At 42.4% G+C, this 17,469-nt stretch carries 13 protein-coding genes and 2 riboswitches; of the genes, 6 read left to right on the forward strand and 7 right to left on the reverse strand.

Translation table 11 applies throughout. The features are described from left to right. The first annotated feature begins 35 nt into the window (after positions 1 to 35). Positions 36 to 851, forward strand: a complete 816-nt coding sequence (locus C8D84_RS06370; RefSeq protein ID WP_109590873.1) for a phosphodiester glycosidase family protein — start codon at positions 36 to 38, stop codon at positions 849 to 851. A 150-nt stretch (positions 852 to 1,001) separates the two neighbouring features. Here C8D84_RS06370 and C8D84_RS06375 read toward each other — a convergent pair whose 3' ends face one another. The 6 genes from C8D84_RS06375 to C8D84_RS06400 all read right to left on the reverse strand — a co-directional run bounded on the left by C8D84_RS06375 (position 1,002) and on the right by C8D84_RS06400 (position 8,538). Then, on the reverse strand, positions 1,002 to 2,198 hold the full coding sequence (locus tag C8D84_RS06375) for a globin domain-containing protein (protein ID WP_109590875.1): 1,197 nt from the start codon (positions 2,196 to 2,198) through the stop codon (positions 1,002 to 1,004). A 436-nt stretch (positions 2,199 to 2,634) separates the two neighbouring features. Continuing rightward, positions 2,635 to 3,858, reverse strand: a complete 1,224-nt coding sequence (locus tag C8D84_RS06380) for a vWA domain-containing protein (RefSeq protein WP_045445449.1) — start codon at positions 3,856 to 3,858, stop codon at positions 2,635 to 2,637. A 2-nt stretch (positions 3,859 to 3,860) separates the two neighbouring features. Then, entirely contained in the window at positions 3,861 to 5,990 is a 2,130-nt protein-coding gene (locus C8D84_RS06385; RefSeq protein ID WP_109590877.1) for a nuclease-related domain-containing protein, read from the reverse strand. Positions 5,991 to 6,003: 13 nt separating this feature from the next. After that, positions 6,004 to 6,867: an AAA family ATPase gene (locus C8D84_RS06390; RefSeq protein WP_109590879.1), complete on the reverse strand. Its 864-nt coding sequence runs from the start codon at positions 6,865 to 6,867 to the stop codon at positions 6,004 to 6,006. Between the two features lie 384 nt (positions 6,868 to 7,251). After that, positions 7,252 to 7,893: a hypothetical protein gene (locus C8D84_RS06395; RefSeq protein ID WP_045451384.1), complete on the reverse strand. Its 642-nt coding sequence runs from the start codon at positions 7,891 to 7,893 to the stop codon at positions 7,252 to 7,254. A 324-nt stretch (positions 7,894 to 8,217) separates the two neighbouring features. After that, complete coding sequence (locus C8D84_RS06400) at positions 8,218 to 8,538, reverse strand: YcgL domain-containing protein (protein WP_045445437.1); 321 nt, start codon at positions 8,536 to 8,538, stop codon at positions 8,218 to 8,220. A gap of 235 nt (positions 8,539 to 8,773) precedes the next feature. Next, positions 8,774 to 8,911: riboswitch (glycine riboswitch) on the forward strand. Between the two features lie 54 nt (positions 8,912 to 8,965). Beyond that, positions 8,966 to 9,125: riboswitch (glycine riboswitch) on the forward strand. 188 nt (positions 9,126 to 9,313) lie between these two features. On the opposite strand from C8D84_RS06400, the gene gcvT reads away from it, so the two are divergent. From gcvT to C8D84_RS06425, 5 genes are all read left to right on the forward strand, one after another. After that, complete coding sequence (gcvT, locus tag C8D84_RS06405; protein WP_109590881.1) at positions 9,314 to 10,501, forward strand: glycine cleavage system aminomethyltransferase GcvT; 1,188 nt, start codon at positions 9,314 to 9,316, stop codon at positions 10,499 to 10,501. 69 nt (positions 10,502 to 10,570) lie between these two features. Next, on the forward strand, positions 10,571 to 10,951 hold the full coding sequence (gene gcvH / locus C8D84_RS06410) for a glycine cleavage system protein GcvH (protein ID WP_011280078.1): 381 nt from the start codon (positions 10,571 to 10,573) through the stop codon (positions 10,949 to 10,951). A gap of 258 nt (positions 10,952 to 11,209) precedes the next feature. Then, positions 11,210 to 11,992 carry a nitroreductase family protein gene (locus C8D84_RS06415; RefSeq protein ID WP_211181256.1) on the forward strand — a complete coding sequence of 261 codons (783 nt, stop codon included), beginning with the start codon at positions 11,210 to 11,212 and terminating at the stop codon, positions 11,990 to 11,992. A gap of 76 nt (positions 11,993 to 12,068) precedes the next feature. Next, complete coding sequence (gcvP, locus tag C8D84_RS06420) at positions 12,069 to 14,966, forward strand: aminomethyl-transferring glycine dehydrogenase (RefSeq protein ID WP_109590885.1); 2,898 nt, start codon at positions 12,069 to 12,071, stop codon at positions 14,964 to 14,966. A 146-nt stretch (positions 14,967 to 15,112) separates the two neighbouring features. Further along, positions 15,113 to 15,802, forward strand: coding sequence for an esterase/lipase family protein (locus tag C8D84_RS06425; protein WP_109590887.1), 690 nt, complete (start codon positions 15,113 to 15,115; stop codon positions 15,800 to 15,802). Positions 15,803 to 15,841: 39 nt separating this feature from the next. Here the strand turns inward: C8D84_RS06425 and C8D84_RS06430 are convergent, their stop codons facing one another. Continuing rightward, the gene (locus C8D84_RS06430) at positions 15,842 to 17,176 is read right to left on the reverse strand and encodes a ribonuclease D (RefSeq protein WP_109590889.1); all 1,335 of its coding nucleotides are present in this window, start codon (positions 17,174 to 17,176) and stop codon (positions 15,842 to 15,844) included. Between the last annotated feature and the right edge of the window lie 293 nt (positions 17,177 to 17,469).

Below are 17,469 nucleotides of genomic sequence, written 5' to 3' on the forward strand. Positions count from 1 at the left end.
TATATTTTACTCTTTATCAAAAAGACAGATGATTGATGCCAAATTTCGCTCTTCCCTTACCTTTAGGAGCAGTCGCCCTACTCTTGCTAAGTGTCAGTGCTTGCCAACCGATAAGCACTGATGCTGCTGACAACAAGACACAAAACTGGTCATGCCAGACTCAGGATGCACCATTTTCTTATAGTGTTTGTAGCATTGACGCTCAAGCCTTGATAGATGGTCGCTACTCATTAAAATTATTTTGGCAGCAGCCTGATAGTACGAAATCGTTGCTAACCTTTGAGACGTTATTAGCCATATTGCCCTCAAATCAAGCGCTGAACTTTGCCATGAATGCCGGCATGTACAATGAGAACTATGCACCGATTGGCTATACCATCATTGATGGTGAAGAGATCAAATCGCTAAATCTCAAAGAAGGCGGTGGCAATTTTCATTTACTGCCCAATGGCGTGATGTGGTGGGATAAATTGGGCAACGTGCAAATTACGGAAAGTAACGCCTTTGACGATCAGCTTAACAGTAGTAAGGCACAGCCTTGGTATGCCACCCAATCAGGTCCTATGTTGGTTATCAATAACGAGATACATCCGCAATTTAATCCTGATAGTACTTCACTCAAGATTCGTAATGGCGCAGGTGTTTGTGATGACGGTCACATAAAATTTGTCAGTAGCGATGAACCGGTGACATTTTATCAATTTGCATCGTTGTTTAAGAATGACTTAAACTGTCCGAATGCTCTGTTTTTAGATGGCGGGATTGCGTCGGCATTATATGCGCCCAGCATTGATAAGCATGATAAAAAAGAGATGGGCGTGATGGTTGGATTGGTTGAAAATAAAGATTAGGCGATATATTTGTTTTTAAAGACGTATCCATTTTTCAAATAGTGATAAAAATAAGATAAATCGCACTGAATAAAAAGCACTTGAGACGACTTTGTCATCCAAGTGCTTTTTTTATTAATAGCAACAGTTAATGGCTAACAGTAGCTAAAATTAACCGCCCAAACTCATCTTGGGACCAAACGGTTCATAATGAACGCTATCAACACCGTGATCTAGCGTCACTAGCCCATCGATCATGCTTTCCATAAATGGCATCGAGCCACAGACATAAATATCAGCAGGCTTAGGTAATTGAGCAAGCCACGCCTCATCTAATAGTTGTCCAGACTCAAAATAGAAGACATGCTTATCTACAGTCTCAGCCTTTTCTAACAGCGTCTCCACTTCAGTATTGAAAGCGTGATGCGCATCATTTTGGCAAGCATAAACCCAGATAATAGGTCGTTTTGGATTGGCTAATACTTGTGCCTCCAACATAGATAGCACAGGGGTTACACCAACACCCGCACTCATCAATACTAGCGGAATCTCATTTTGCTGTACCAAGTCTTGATTGAGCGCAAAGTCACCTGCTGGTGCCGATAATAAAACCGTGTCACCCACTTCTAATTGGTCGTGCATATAGTTAGAGACCAAACCATGATGCTCATTGCGATTGTCACGTCTGACCGCAAACTGAATGCCTGCATCGGTACTAGCAGAGTACAAAGAGTAATGACGTAGCGCAACATGGTCACTGTCTTTTGGATCTGTTTTCACTGTGATGTACTGACCTGCGGTTAAAGTCAATTTGCTCAGGTCAATCTGTTGATGACTTTCTGCATTATCTTTGGCTGGTACAACTGTAAAGGCCGCAATATCGGTAGCAGCTGCTACCTTTTTAGTCACTACAAAAGGCGCAAAACCCTGCCACATCGCCTCCTTATACATGCCATGTTCAATCTGGATAAATACTGAGGCAATCTCATCATAAGCTTCAGTCCAAGCATCGATGATATCGTCATTGGCAGCCTCGCCCAGCACTTCCTTGATTGCACCGATTAAATGCTTACCAACGATAGGATAATGCTCAGGCAAAATCTGTAAAGCACGATGCTTGTGGCTGATTTGCGTGACTTGTGGCAATAACGTCGCTAATTTATCCAAGTGCTTAGCAGCGGCTAACACGGTCGTTGCAAGAGCCGTCTGTTGACGACCCAATTTTTGATTGGTTTCGTTAAATATGTCCAACAGCTCGGGATGCTCTTCAAACATGTTTTTATAAAACACCGTGGTGATTGCCGTTCCATGCTCTTCAAGGACGGGAACAGTTGCGGTGACGATTTCTAAAGTCTTTGGTGAAGCCATACTGTCTCTCTTATTAGTACCAATTCCAAAAAATATGAGGAGCACCGTCAAACTCGTTTAGTCTACTGAATGTAGTACTTGCACGCGCTTTTTTGCTACTAAAATGGTTGAAAATGGCATAAGTTCATTACATTGATTGGTTGATTAACATATGAAAAATGAAGTGCTTAAATAAGCAACGACGACTGATTTTTACAAACGATTATCAAATTCTTGTCATCAAATTTTTTGCCTAACCAGTCAAAACGCCCCTATAAGATTCATTTAAAATGAATGTTATCATATTTTGCTCCTTATACCAATGCCGTATGACTGCAAAACTGATTATTTTTGACAAAAAAGCAGCCGCTATGCTGTCATAACGGCTGCTTTTTTCAAAAATATGGGGATTAACAGGTTTTCTAAGTTAGGGCGTATCTTTATCCACACGTCAAAATTAACGCGCTAGATAATTGGTCATCTCTTCTACCCCATGTAAGGTCATCGGATACATTTTATTGTCGAATAGTTTCTTAATTTCAACGATGGTTTGGGTATATTGCCAGTACGCTGGATCTTCAGGGTTGAGCCAAGCGACTTTATCGAAATGCGCGAGCACCCGCTTAAGCCAAACAATACCCGCCTCATTGTTCATATATTCAACGCTGCCACCAACTGTCATCAGCTCATATGGCGACATTGACGCATCACCGACGAAGATAACGCGATATTCGCGACCGTATTTATTGAGCAGCTCATACGTTGGCATCGGCGCACTATGGCGACGATTATTATCCTTCCACACATAGTCATATAAACAGTTATGAAAGTAAAAAAACTCTAAGGTTTTAAATTCATTTCTAGCCGCTGAAAATAGTTTTTCTAAGGCTTCAACATGAACATCCATACTGCCGCCCACATCGAACAGCATCAATACTTTGACGCGATTACGGCGTTCAGCTTGCATATGGATATCGAGCACGCCTTTTTTTGCGGTGCGTTTAATAGTCTCATGAATGTCTAGCTCATCGGCGCTACCGGTACGAGCAAACTGACGTAGATTACGCAGCGCCATCTGAATTTGTCGAGTACCAAGCTGACTGTCATCATCAAGGTTGCGGTATTTACGCTGCTCCCAGACTTTAGCCGCGCTACGTTTACGCGATTCACCGCCAACGCGTACGCCTTCTGGATGGTCACCATAGGCACCAAATGGCGATGTACCGCCTGTACCAACCCACTTACTACCGCCTTGATGACGCTCTTTTTGCTCTTTAAGTCGTTCTTCAAGCGCTTTCATTAGCTCCTCTAACGAGCCGTATTTTTTGAGCAGTCGGCGCTGCTCTTCGGTTAGGTTTTTTGGATCTAACTTTAAGTCAAGCCACTCTTTAGGAATGTCCGTTAACTTAGCCAATAGCTCATCCATATCCAGGCTGTCGACGCCTTCAAAATAATCTGCCATTGCTCGGTCAAACTTATCAAAATGGCGCTCGTCTTTGACCATACAAAGCCGAATCAGTCGGTACATATCCTCACGACTGGCAAAGGTAGACAGCTCTGGATTTTCAGGATGCGGCTGCATCATCAGCCCTTGATCTAACGCGGCATTTAGGTCAAGCAGCTCGCGCGTACTGACTGGCACGCCATAAGTACGCAAGGTATAGAATAATTTTATGAACATAATTATGCCTTTAGTGGAGAAGCATTATTTGACTCTTGAATTGAACTTATAAGCGATAAATTAGTAGTCCAAAAAGTATTACCCTCAACACTTTCAATCAGTGCCTCTAAATTCTCTTCATAACCGCTAAGAGGATTTTTATTAGTGTTATCGTTATCCATCATATTTGAAAGATACTGTTTATGTCCGTTTAGAATAATCACCAACTCCTCAAAAGATACTTTTAAGAAACCATCAATATATTCATGGTCAAACTCTAAAGTAGTGTCTACAATCCACGAATGAATACTAAATTGAGAACTATCGAGTCCTAAGCTAGGCAAAAAAACATCTCTAACATATTCAGACTTGCGTGATAATTGGTACGCAGCTTTTTTCAATACAAAATTTCTGTACTCATATATCTCTTTAACGCTACTTTTTACATAAGTAGATTTAAGCTCAATAACTAAAATCTTATCTTCCGATACTACGATCGCATCTATTTCACCTACTCCAGACTCTGAAGGCTCATACTGACTGTAGACTCTGCCTTTACATTTAGCTAATAACCCAGCTAAATTTTGCTCCATTAAGTCTGTTTCAGATTTCAAACTGGCTCTGTTTTTATATAATTTTCTAAAAGTATTTATGGTGGCTGTATTGAAGTTCTTTTGAAAAGTCACCCATGGCAGTGAAAACATATAACCATCAAGCTTATAAAAAGATTTTTCCCCATAAGAAGAGCTTTCGCCTTCTCGCAAATCTTGCGACCAAAAATCCAAAATACGGCTCATCTCTCTCTTTTTTGAATTTCCGCTACCTTCTAATATCCAATCTGACATGCTAATAGCTTTATCTTTCATTTTTGCATGATTTAAAGGCATTCTATCTTTACCTTCAGAGAATCCTTTTATCGCTAACCTTTCCAATGCTATGAAAGGATGCATTTCGGCATTACGAGCCATATCTTTAAATGGTTGAACAAAATTATATTCAAAATGAGCCTGAATCATTAGCATAGTGAATATCAAAGTAGATAAATCATATACTTCGCCAAAGTCAGCTTTCTTAATTCCATACACTTCTTCTAACTGTAAAATAATACCTTGCGTTTTTGCTAAAGCTTCTAGATTTGCTTTGAAATTAACTCCTTTATCTAACTGAATAAGATAAGGGCTTTTTTCTAAAGAATTAAAACCTCTGTATAACCAATAAATAGATAAAATAGTTAGCTTATCTGAAAATAAATCAGGTTCTTTACTACTAGATTTAAGCTTTAGTTGATTATTCTCTAAATGGTAATTTGTCTCTAAATCAAAACAATAAGAGTCTATAACTTGATCTCGATACAAATTAATCTCAATCTGACAAGCTACCATTCTTTTAAAACTATCATAACTAGTTATAAGCTTATCATTTAAATTTTGACCTAATACAAAAGGCATCATAGTACCTTTAAAAATTAACGCTAATGTTTTTTCTGTGAATTCCTTTTTTTGAATGTTAGCACTAGTAATAATGTGATTGAACGCTTTCCATACATTTTCAACTGGTATATATTCTTCAACACCATATTGATAAGGGATTTTGGTATAAAAATTATCTATACTTTTTGGACTTAGTATCAAATACTCACAAGCATATAAACTGCTAAATATCATAGCAGTTACTTGGTCAAACTGTGTTTGATTCTTAAGCTCTTTATAAGCATTACAACGTTCTTGATACTGTAGTTGTATGTATTCAACTGTAAGTAGAAACTCCTTGAACTCTAACAAATCAGTCTGATTATTTATCTCGCTCAAAACCACCCAAGAACAATGGTCAGCGTTCGCAATGATGCCTGACTGACGTATTGCTTTGACTACACTGTTTCGATTGCGTTCTAATAACTTGATCACTATGTCTTTATTAATTGATGTTGAACGAATATATTGACTTAGAGCAAGAATAAAACTCTCACTATTCATCTGCTCCGTTGTCACGTTTTCTATAAAGTTAGATCTCCAAAAGTCATCCAACTTATCAGATACGCTATTAAACTTACTTGAAGTACTACTTTTAAAAAGCAACACATCAAGTGTATTTAATAATGATTCATCATTACTACTTCCTAAAACGAAAGCGTTAAACTGCTCATCGAAATACAATGTACTTTTCCTTTTAACGACGCATCATATTGGCAAAACGCTGTAATAAACTCACATCTGCTTCGTTTTTGAGCAACGCACCATATAGTGGCGGGATAGATTTCTCACCGCGCAGATTTTCTTCTAATTCGTCCTGAGCCATATCATCAGCAAGTAACAAGGTTAACCAATCAACCAGCTCAGACGTTGATGGTGGCTTTTTAAGCCCTTGAACATTGCGCAGCTTATAAAAAATATCGAGCGCATCGTTGACCAGCTTTTCTTGAATATCAGGGAAATGCACGTCAATGATTTGACGCATGGTTTCTTCTTCTGGGAAGTCAATATAATGGAAAAAACAACGACGCAAAAAGGCATCTGGCAGCTCTTTTTCATTGTTCGAGGTGATGATAACCACTGGACGCTGTGCCGCGGTAATGGTCTCACCTGTCTCATAAACATAAAAAGACATTTTATCGAGCTCATGAAGCAAGTCATTCGGGAATTCGATATCAGCTTTATCAATTTCATCAATCAATAGCACACTGCGCTCTTTACTGGTAAATGCCTCCCATAGCTTACCGGGTTTGATATAATTGCCAATCTCATAAACCTTATCATCACCCAATTGCGAATCACGCAAGCGCGATACTGCATCGTACTCATACAACCCTTGCTCGGCTTTCGTGGTTGACTTGATATGCCACGTAATCAGCGGCATACCCAAACTTTCAGCGACCTCCTCCGCCAATAATGTCTTACCAGTGCCCGGCTCGCCTTTAATCAATAATGGTTTTTGTAACGTCATCGCGGCGTTGACCGCCAACTGCAAATCATCAGTGGCAATATAGTTTTGCGTACCAGTAAAGCTTTTTTTCGTTTTATCAGTCGTGGTCATAATCAAGTCTCAGTTATTGTTATAGATTAGGGCTGTCAAGAGCCAGAAAAGGCTTAAAGGCAATTGATGGCAAATAAATAATCATTTAGATTAGCACAGCATGATTGATTGCCAAAATACTCATGCGTTCGCAGTTGTTGAAAAATAATAGATGCCTTGAACGCTTTTTGACGGTTGATCGACACAGTCATAAAACGTTTTTTCATAAAAAAAGACACGCATGGTGTCTTTTTTATGGTGCTTTTCATTCACAGTATTTTTTATTGATAGCATTTTTTATGTAGCTATCATAACCTAAAGCACAGAGCCAATCATCGCTAGCAAAACTTTAATATCACTTTACTGACTTCGCTTTACTGATGGCACTTTATTGATGTTGCTTTACTACTTATCAAGCTTTTCCATATTAGGCTTTTTAGCTAAACTGCTGTCTTTTTTTAAGCTAACGTCTGCTTTAGGATTAGCCGCTAAAGGCGTTTTATTAGACGGTTCAGCCACAGTGGCTTGGTCGGTTAAAGTCGTACCTTCTGTCAAATAATTGCCAGTCGTCAGCTGCATGGTCGCTTGTGTATCTTCTGCAGTACGACTGCGCGCTTTGTCTAGACTTGACTCAAAAGCACCGCGAATAAGCTGCCAGACGAAGCCCACAAACAAGCCGACCACTAACACCACAAGTATCGGCAGCATATTGGTAATCGCGCCAGCCGTGTCCTTCATCATAATCGCATAAACCACGGCGATACTAGCGGGGGCAATCACACTTGGATCGCCAAGGGCAGTACCTGGTGCCAATAACACAGCAAACAATATCATCCAACTCATACCGCCCAACGGCCGCGGCAGCATACGAGCGACCAGCAACCACAATACCAACACAATAACGACACCACCCAGATACGCATACATCGGTAAGTCTGCGGGTGGCACGTCTTTTACCAGCTGTCCCCACCAAATAGCAATTTCGCCGAGAATATCACTAATGGCTTCCAGCGGTAAGCTGTTTATAATACCTTTTAACCAGTCCATGCGTGTGTAGTTACCTGCGTTTATAAATTGTGCAGCGCGTTTACGCGCTTAACGATAGACAGTGTGCTGTTTCAACGAACCATAATATCGAATACATTATCGTCAAAAGCAATTAAGACATAAGCACTTGAAACACGACCTTTTGCCTCGCCACGTATTTTTTGTCTTGTCACTCATTTTGTCTTGTCACTCATATAGCCTGCTAGTTTATCACGACTTTCTACCAAAATGCATGAGCGCAAATGTGTCGTAAACTTTTTCTTGCTGGCTGTCATGCAACATAGCCAAAAGAAGCTGATTAAAAACTCGCTTCAAAAACACCCATTAATCATAAATATTGTCTTGTGCTTCGCGCGCACGTAATTCCGCTTGGCGGCGCATCACATCTTGCGGTGGCATTTGTACAAAATACCCTTGCGACTGTAATTTTGCCAGTACCTCTGCTTTATCAACGCGCGCAAGTGTCGGTGTATTGGCTAAGTCCAAGTGCATCACAAATTTACTGCGCCCTAAACTGGCACGGAAATCTTTTGGTAATACGCCAAGCCAATCTTTAAGCTCGTCGGTATCGTCAGGATAATCAGGACGGGCAATATAGACATACATATCGTTATGTTTGGGGAATTTATAAATATCACAATGCATAATAATAACCTATCAGAAACTATCGCCATAGATTAGCATATTTTGGGTGAATATCAGTAGTCGCTTTACGTTTTACGATGGGCATTCATGCTAAATTGACTACTACCTACCAAACGTAAAACGCTTTACTTATCGATACGGTATTGATTATTCTCACAAAAAATCATTTTTGCCAAAATTATTCACTTTAATCGCGTAGATGACTTGTAAAAGCGCCTTGAACCTTTCATAATAAAAGCGTTTTTCAGGAGAGAGTCTTGAGCACGATATCAGGTGCGTTCATATTAATGAGCTAGCGCTGATAATTGCTACTTGACCACCGAAGGCGCATCCACCCTGCCAATCGCTCAGGTAAAAGGACTGAAAAACACATGTCACGACTGTTTCGCTGTCTACCGTCAATTGCGTAGCACACCCAAACATAAGGCATAACAAATCTGGAGAGCGGTAAGGACGGACGACGCCTTACCCACCGAAGGGGAGAAAATGCGACATCATTTAATTTGGTTTTTTAAGGCTGATGCTTTTAAAAACGTGCAATGATGGTTCGTGTTGAAAATCTCAGGTTACAGGACAGATAGGGCTTTTGCTTAAACCGACGTTCAGCGTCTGTTTGGCGGATTGCGCTATTTTTCTGTGCTACCCTTGGTTGCAATGTTTGCACCTTGCAATATTGCTTCTCGCTACTATGATAAGGCACATCAGCCCTCATACTTTGATACTTGTTTTTACGACTGGTTATCGAATGCAGCTGATGTCCACATAAGGATTTGTTATGACCACTACTCAAGATAATACTGCTCAAAGCGCCAACACTTCAGCCCCTAAACGCACACCTCTTTATCAGTCTCACGTTGATAGTGACGGCAAGCTGGTGGATTTTTCTGGTTGGGAATTACCAATCCATTATGGTTCGCAAATCGAAGAGCACGAAGCGGTGCGTACTGATGCTGGTATGTTTGATGTCTCACATATGGTCGTCGCTGATGTCACAGGTAGCGATACCAAAGCATGGCTACAAAAGCTACTGGCCAATGATGTCGATAAACTCAAAACCGTCGGTAAAGCGTTATATTCTGGCATGCTCAACGAGCAAGGTGGCGTCATCGATGACTTAATCGTTTACCTGATGAACGAAGACGCTACTGAATACCGCATCGTCTCAAACGCTGCTACTCGTGATAAAGACATGGCACAATTTGATAAAGTCGCCGAAGGTTTTGACATCAGCATCACTGAGCGTCCAGAGCTTGCGATGATTGCCGTGCAAGGACCAAACGCTGTTGAAAAACTCGCGCAAACCAAACCTAGCTGGGCAGATACTTTAGCTGGTCTTAAGCCTTTCGTTGGTGCTGATTTAACAGACATCGAAGGCAAAGATTGGTTCGTTGCTCGTACCGGCTATACCGGTGAAGATGGCGTCGAAGTCATTATGCATGGTGATGATGCACCAGCATTTTTTGAACAATTAAAAGCCCATGGCATAAAACCTGCCGGTCTTGGTGCGCGTGATACCTTGCGTATGGAAGCTGGCATGAACCTCTATGGTCATGACATGGACGACAACGTCAGTCCTTACGAATGCAACATGGGCTGGACACTCGCGCTTAAAGACGAGCGTGATTTTGTCGGCCGCAAAGCCCTAGTCAGCAAGCGTCAACAGTCCAAAGATGACAACACAGCCATGAAGCAAGTTGGCTTGTTGCTAACGACACGCGGCGTATTGCGTGAAGGCATGACAGTCACCATCAATCAAGGCACGGACAATGAGCAAACTGGCATTATCACCAGTGGCACCTTCTCCCCTAGTCTAAAAAATTCAATTGCGATTGCCCGTGTGCCTGCCAGCGTATCAGATGATGATAGCGTTCAGGTCGATCTGCGCGGCAAAGGCAAGTTCGTTGATGTGCGTGTTCTTAAGCTACCGTTTGTCCGTAATGGCAAACAGCAGTTTGACTCGTAGGCATTATAAACCCTATTATTAACGTCCACTATTTTTGTTAACCATCCTCTATCACTTAGGAGAGAGACCATGAGCAATATCCCAGCAGAACTAAAATACATCGCCAGCCACGAGTGGTTACGCTTAGAAGACGACGGTACTATCACTGTTGGTATCACTGACCATGCTCAAGACCTATTGGGTGACGTGGTATTCGTTGAATTGCCAGACGTGGGCGACATCATCGCCGTTGACGATGAAATCTCTGTAGTTGAATCAGTAAAAGCTGCTTCTGACGTTTATGCGCCTATCTCAGGTGAAGTCGTTGCGATCAACGAAGCCCTAGAAGACGATCCAGAAATCATCAACTCTGACCCATATGGCGAAGGTTGGTTCTTTAGAATGAAGCCTGACAACATCGCTGACTACGAAGCACTGCTAACCGCTGATGAGTACGAAAACGAGCTTTAATATCAGCTTCACTCTCTCGCTTAAAAGCGGTGTTTGATTTAAATGCCGCTACTTATAACCTTAAAAAATATAGCTTGTTATGACAGATATTGGCGTCAGCTGATATCTGTACGCTTTTTCTTAGAATGCTTATCGCTCAATTTATTGCGTCCAATCGCTATCTGATTTATTCATATCAATTACTTGTCAGGCGCTATTAAAGAGACGTACTCAATACTGCCCCAAGTTGATCACTTAATCTCCAGCATGGATTCTCATATGAACCCTGACACTGATAATCAAGCAAACGCTCAAGCAAGTTCTCAAGAAAAATTTGCCACGCCTGATAATACACCGCAGCTGCAAGCGTTTCGCGAAGTGGTTGAATCACGTCGTTCAGTCCGCCGCTTTACCGACACACCGATACCTGACGATGTGTTAGCAGACTGTCTGCGTTTGGCCATGCTTGCGCCAAACTCTAGCAATCTACAGCCGTGGGAATTTTATGTGATTGATGATGCGGACAAGCGCAAACGTGCGGTGAAAAACTGCATGAATCAAAATGCAGCGAAAACCGCCGCTCGTTTAATCGCAGTCGTTGCTCGCACCGATGTGTGGCATGACCATGCCAAGCAAATATTGCGCGAATACCCTGATAAGCCAGTACCCAAAAAGGTCAAAGACTACTATACCAAAGTCGTTGCCATGGACTTCTTACGAGGACCTGCCAATGTGGTATCAGCGGCTAAATGGGGTGCTACTCAAGTGGTCAGACGGGTAAAAGGTCCGATTAAATCACCTTATTATACTTTTGAAGACACCAAAAACTGGGCAACCAACAATACCGCCCTTGCGGCTGAAAACCTAATGCTTGCACTACGCGCGCATGGCTTTGATAGCTGTCCGATGGGTGGCTTTGATGAGCCTGCCATGAAGCGCTTATTAAATTTAAGCGATGATCAACATATCATTATGATGATTGGTGCTGGTGAGCGCGCTGATAATGGCGTTTACAACAGCCAGTTCCGCTTTGACCAAAAACAATTTGTTCATTACGTATAAAATCTTAAACCGTCATTAGTTATTATTACTAGTTATTTTAGCCATCCCTTTATTACTCCCTTAACCAAGGATTGTCATGACTATCTCGCAAAACCCAACGTTTGATACCTTTAAAGGTTTATTCAACGAAGCTGAATTTGTCTATCGTCATCTAGGCTCCAATGATGCCAAACAAGCTGACCTGCTCAGTGCTGTTGGCTATAAAGATATGGCTAGCTTTATTAACGATACTGTACCTGAGCCCGTGCGCTTGCATAAAGAGCTAGATTTGCCAGTGGCGATGAGTGAGCATGCCGCGCTTGCCAAATTGCGTACCATGGCAGATGACATCACTGTTAATAAGAGCTATATCGGACAAGGCTACTCGCCAGTACGTATGCCTGCGGTCATTCAGCGTAACGTCCTTGAAAATCCAGGCTGGTACACAGCTTATACGCCTTATCAGGCAGAGATTGCCCAAGGTCGTCTAGAAGCCTTGCTTAATTTCCAACAAGTATGTATTGATTTGACTGGTCTTGAGCTTGCTGGCGCGTCATTGCTTGATGAAGCAACCGCTGCGGCAGAAGCCATGGCAATGTCAAAGCGTGTCAGCAAAAGCAAATCAACGCAGTTTTTTGTTGATGACCGTATCTATCCACAAACATTAGATGTTATTAATACCCGTGCCAAGTACTTTGGTTGGGAAGTGGTGGTTGGTGATTTCGAACTGGCTAAATCAGGCGATTATTTCGGTGCGCTATTCCAGTACGTCGGTGTTGAAGGCGATGTTAAAGACTTAACCGACGTCATCACTGCTGTGAAGAAAAACAAAACTTATGTGAGTGTCGTCAGTGACATCATGAGTTTGGTATTATTAAAATCACCAGCAGATATGGGCGCAGACGTCGCTTTAGGTAGCACGCAGCGTTTTGGTATTCCAATGGGCTTTGGTGGTCCACATGCTGCTTACTTTGCCTTCTCTGACAAAGCCAAGCGCTCAGCACCTGGTCGTATCATCGGCGTCTCTAAAGACTCGCAAGGCAATACTGCCCTACGTATGGCACTACAAACTCGTGAGCAGCATATCCGCCGCGAAAAAGCCAACTCAAACATCTGTACCTCACAAGTATTGCTTGCCAACCTAGCCGGTATGTATGCCGTTTATCATGGTCCAGGTGGCGTAAAACGTATCGCTACTCGTATCCATGCGTTTGCGACTGCCTTTGCAGATGTCATCAAACATGCTAACGACAGCAACTTAAATGTCGTACATGACCAATTCTTTGACAGCGTTGTGATTGATTGTGGCTCAGAAAAACTGGCCACTCAAATTTTCGAAAATGCTGACAATGTAGGCTATAACTTATGGCGTCTTGGTGAAACCAAATTAAGCGTCGCGTTTAGTGAAACCAGCGATCAACAAGACTTTAGCGTCCTAACTCAACTGTTTGTCAGTAAAGCACATGACCTACCAGAAGACGCTCGCGTTTCTCTTGATAGTGCACACTTGCGTACCGATGCTATTTTATCGCATCCAGTATTTAACTCGCATCATACTGAACATGAAATGCTACGTTATTTAAAATCGCTTGAAGACAAAGATTTAGCAATGAACCGCAGCATGATTTCATTGGGTAGTTGTACCATGAAACTGAATGCCACCAGTGAGATGCTACCGATTACTTGGCCCGAATTTGCTAACGTGCATCCTTTTGCACCACGTGACCAAGTCACAGGCTACGTTGCCATGATTGATAGCTTGCAAGACCAGCTGAAAGCCATTACTGGTTTTGATGATGTGTCTATGCAGCCAAACTCTGGCGCTTCAGGTGAATATGCTGGTCTGCTAGCGATTCGCCGTTATCACGAATCATTGGGTGAAACTGACCGTGATGTTTGTTTAATCCCTCAGTCAGCGCACGGTACCAACCCTGCGACAGCTATGATGATGGGTATGAAAGTAATCGTGGTTAAAACTGATGACAATGGTAACGTTGATATCGATGATCTAACTGCTAAGTGTGAAGAAAACAGTGCCAATCTAGGTGCATTGATGATTACTTATCCATCGACGCATGGCGTGTTTGAAGAAGGCATCCGTAAAATCTGTGACCTCATTCATAAACATGGCGGTCAAGTTTATATGGATGGTGCCAATATGAATGCACAGGTTGGCATGATGCAACCGGCTGACGTTGGCGCTGATGTATTACATATGAACTTGCATAAAACCTTCTGCATCCCGCATGGCGGCGGCGGTCCAGGCATGGGCCCTATCGGCATGAAGTCGCATTTAGCACCCTTTATGGCCAACCATACATTGAGTCCTGTACATAATGCGCAAAAAGACTGCTCGGCCGTATCGGCAGCCCCTTATGGTTCAGCAAGCATCCTACCTATTTCATGGATGTACATTGCCATGATGGGCCGTGATGGTCTGCTAAAAGCGACTGAGCTTGCGCTATTAAATGCTAACTATGTCGCTGCTCAATTAAAAGGCCACTACCCTGTCCTTTATGCGGGCAAAAACGGTCGCGTCGCGCACGAATGTATTATCGATATTCGTCCGTTGAAAGAAGAGACGGGAATCAGTGAAAGCGATATCGCTAAGCGCTTGATGGATTACGGTTTCCACTCACCAACGATGAGCTTCCCAGTTGCGGGTACCTTGATGATTGAACCAACGGAGTCTGAATCTAAAGAAGAATTAGACCGTTTCATCAGTGCCCTAAAATCTATCAAAGCCGAAGCAATGAAAGCCAAAGCTGGCGAAGAGGGTTGGACGTTAGAAGACAACCCACTGGTCAACGCACCACATACCGCTGCGATGGTCACCAACAGCGAATGGACGCACCCATACAGTCGTGACACAGCAGCATTCCCACTGCCTTATATCCGCGCCCATAAGTTCTGGCCAAGCGTAGCACGTGTCGATGACGCTTATGGTGATAAGAACCTCATGTGTTCTTGCCCAAGTATCGAAAACTATATGTAGTTTTCAAATAAGCATGGACAGTTGATATAAAAATAAACCTCCAAGTCAGCAGCTGGCTTGGAGGTTTTTATTTTGCCACTAATATTTAGCGCTATAATAAAATAGCTATCAATCTATTCACATTATTTACTTGGTTAGAATTAACTATGCAGAAAAACAATCTTGTCATTCTCATCCATGGTCTGCACCAAACCGCTTGGATCATGCGACCGCTCGCCAAACGCTTGCAAGCAACAGGATTTGATACTCATCAATTCGGTTATCGTAGTATGCGTGACGGTATCAAAACCAATAGTGCCCGCCTAAATAGCTGGCTAGAAAACCATCATCACCCTGACCAACCGATAGATTTGGTCGGTCATAGTTTGGGCGGCCTGATTATTCGTGATTTTGTCACTACATATCCGCAATGGCAGATAGGACGCTGCGTGACACTTGGGACACCGCATGTAGGGAGTGTATGTGCTGACTATATATGGCGCTTGACCCCATCTGTGGTAGGGAGTTCATACGTCGATGCCTTAGATGGCAGCGTTGCACCTTTACCAAAACATATTACTCTTGGTGTGATTGCGGGTAATCGCCCTTATGGCCTAGGGCAGTTGTTTTTGCAATATCATAATCGCAAACTGCGTAAGACAAATAATATGCCATCAGTAGAACATCTACTACACGATGGCACCGTATATATAGAAGAAACCAAAATAGAGGCTGCCACGGATCATATAGTTTTACCAGTTTCGCATACTGGGATGCTGGTCGATAAAACAGTAGCCGCGCAAACCAAATACTTTTTACAACATGGACAGTTCGAGCATAACAAGCTTACGTCTTGAGAAAAGCATCATCTTTTATCAATGATAGAATCTTATGGCTTATCGAACATTGATACCCATACCCTGCTGCAACTCAGTTTTATGTTTTTTGATGACTGGAATCAGGGTGTTCATGACCCAGTCATTCCGCCAGCCTTTTAAACCTTCTGGCAGCTCGCTTAATTCCTTATCAAAAGCAATTACTTCATACAATTGCCCGAGCCACTTTTTACGCATCAATACATTGTCAGGTACGCCGATAGCTCGTGCATGATCATCGATCGCTTGCTGCACTGCTTTTGACAGTACTTTATTTTTTGAGCGATACGGCGGTAATAGGCAATCAGGATATTCAGCAGGGTGCAGGTTTTTTGCTTGATTTATCACTTTTAGCAGCTCTTCGCCGTATAAGCGCAACATACTGCGATGCATCGTGGTTTTGTGCGCAAGCTCTCGCATATTACTTGGTTTTTCAGTGATGATCTCACGTACTGCTTGTTTTTTAATCACAAACGTACGCGGCTGATTGGTCGAACGCGCCAGCTCCTCGCGCCATGTTGCAACCGCTTGCAGTATCGCCATCTGCTGTGAAGTATAACGATAGTCTGCCATTGTTAGGTACATTGCGCTGTCTTCAACATGCTGAGCATCATACAAATCACTGGCATAAAGCTGGCAATCTGCCCATACATAATCGTACAAACCTTGCTTTTTTAACGCATATTCAAGACTTAAATAAAGCGCTGGCAAAAAGCGTACGTCATCAATCGCATATTGCTCTTGCTCATCTGATAATGGACGCTGTAGCCAGTCCGACTGGCTTTGTTCTTTATCAATGTGCATGTCTAGCTGGTCGTCAAGCGCTTGCTGATAGCCCATTTGCAACTGACCCGTTAAGTAAGACAACGCAATTTGCGTATCAAATATATTGGTCAATGGCGGACAGCCAGAGAGTAGATAAAAAATCCCTAAATCCTCACCACAGGCATGCCAAATCGCTACATCAACTTTGGCCAGTGCCTGCCACAATTCGGTCAGTTGCAACTGAGGGGCATCTAATAGATAAATATGATTGCCGGTATTCAGCTGCACCAATGCCAAGCGCGGATAGTAAGTATCACGTTTGATAAACTCAGTATCTAACGCCACCCGACCACAAGTTGCCAATGCATCGATCACTTCAGCCAAACCATTTTGCTCACGCACCCACGTGACAGCAGCTTCGTCGGCACTATCTAGCAGCGCATCAATATCTGGCTCTGACGGCAGATCTGCTGACTCTATTTTAGAATTGATTGATGGTGCTAATAAATCATCAGAAGCAGCAATGTTAATGTTGTCTGCAAGGTTTGATTGGATGGCAGCAGTCGAAGCTGTTGGAGCATGGTTGGACACGGGCAGATACCTGCATAAATAGGAAAAAATAAAACGCTAAAGGGCGTCTCAATAAAAGTAAATAATAAAATACTAGGGCGTGTCCTCATTTTAAAAATGGTGATAAAAATGAGATAAATTGCAGTTAAACAAGGAAAATAGCGCAGATAATATCGAGATATTAGTCAGCTATTTGACGCCGTTTAGCAAGATTTAGCCATTTTTAACCCATTTAGATAACTATCGATTGAATTGAGGACACGCCCTAGTGAATCAATTATAACAATTTCATGAAATAAAATGGACAAGACTTG

It is taken from the genome of Psychrobacter immobilis (assembly GCF_003148585.1).
Lineage (GTDB): Bacteria > Pseudomonadota > Gammaproteobacteria > Pseudomonadales > Moraxellaceae > Psychrobacter > Psychrobacter immobilis.